Annotated in this window: 1 protein-coding gene; it reads right to left on the bottom strand. The window is 57.7% G+C overall.

Features of this window, described 5'->3' with window-relative positions; translation table 11 throughout:
* Positions 1-420 precede the first annotated feature (420 nt).
* Positions 421-1,434 (bottom strand): IS110 family transposase, encoded by a 1,014-nt coding sequence (locus tag U5775_RS38715; protein WP_322063402.1) that lies wholly within the window; start codon positions 1,432-1,434, stop codon positions 421-423.
* Positions 1,435-1,532: the final 98 nt, after the last annotated feature.

The raw sequence follows: 1,532 nt of genomic DNA, 5'->3' as shown, positions 1-1,532 counted from the left end.
ATGTCATCCATTGAAAGGCCTAGATCAAGAGATAAATGCGCCTCTCTCAGGCCTTACCCTGCTTAGCGAAACAATTTGAGCCCCCCTGCAACGTCGACGCGCATGAGCATGCGTCCGATTTTTCGCTCGCCTGGTTGCAGAACTGGTCTGCTCCAGTCATCCATCGGGATCAAGGCGAGTGCCGGTATTCTGGCACTAGCCCGTGGCTCATGAGAGAGCCCCAGAAAACCATCGGTACCAGACCATTGTCCACGGGAGTATTCACCAATGATCGGCTTGCTGCGTGAGCAGTGCCAGGCTTATTTCGGCTCATGGTCTGGGCATCCCAGCGGTAGCTGATGGGGGCGGCGGGAGCACGTGGCCCAATCACTAGACTGGATTCACGCCAACATTTTTACCGGGCTCGCGGCCCCGCCGGATCTAACCAAAGCATTTAGTCACCTCGAAGGGTTTTCCATCTCGCAACATGTAGAAGGCCGCACGCGCGAGCTTGTGCGCGAGCGCCTTCATGGCGACCACGGACATGCGCCGCGCTCTTTTGCGCTCATAGAAGCGTCTCGCCTGCGGACAGCTGCGCATGGCAACAGCAGCAGCTTCGATGAAGGCCCAGGAGAGATACTTGTTGCCGTTCTTTACGTTGCCTACACCTTTCTTCTTGCCGTTCGAGATCCGCTTGCTGTCGACGCATCGACAGTAGGAGCTAAACTGACCAACACTCGCGAAGCGCGTGATAGTGCCTGTTTCCAGCATGATGGTAGTTGCGAGGACCTCACCGATGCCAGGTGCGGTCTTGAGGATCGCGAACTCGGGCCGCAGCTTCGCGAAGCGGTGTAGCACGGCTTCGACTGCATGGATTTGCGCCTGCAAGGTGCATATGACCGCGAGGTTGGCCATCAACGCACACTCGATATGCGGCGGCAGACGCATCGCAGTCACAGCCGCATTGTCGAGATGGCGAACCTGCTCCGCGTTGAGCCGCAGGTTCAGTTGCCGAGCCAGGATGTTCTCGATACTGAGGATGTTCAGCGTGCGCTGCTGCACAAGCTGCATGCGCTTGCGGGCAAGATCGCGCAAGCCTCGCTCCTCGGGCGGGTAGATATACCCCTCTGGCAGTAGCCCGAGGCGGAAGATATGCGCGAGAAACACGGCATCGCGTTCATCGCCGGCATACTTCAGACCCTCGTACTGCTTGATGGCAGAAGTGTTTGCCAGATGGACAGCAAAGCCCGCGGCCATCAGGCCGTCCACAAGCCAGTACCAGTTATAGGTCGATTCCACCACGACCCCTTGCAACTCCTCGCGGAATGGCGCGAGGACTGCGATGATAGATGACAGGTCGTTAGCCAATCTCTTGCAGTAAAGCACCCGGTCCTGATCGTCAATCACGGCGACCACGGCGTTATTCGAGTGCAGATCGATGCCGCTATACTTCATTTCAGCCTCCTGAACGGGTCGGTTGAGCATGGCATCTCAACTGTAGACCCTGGCCGCCCCTTCTTTGGGCGGCCAGGAGGCCTTTCAATGATTATCAC

This window comes from Paraburkholderia sp. J63 (assembly GCF_905220245.1).
Taxonomy (GTDB): domain Bacteria; phylum Pseudomonadota; class Gammaproteobacteria; order Burkholderiales; family Burkholderiaceae; genus Paraburkholderia.
Note: the sequence above shows the minus strand (reverse complement) of the source record. Positions and strands in the feature narration are given on the sequence as shown.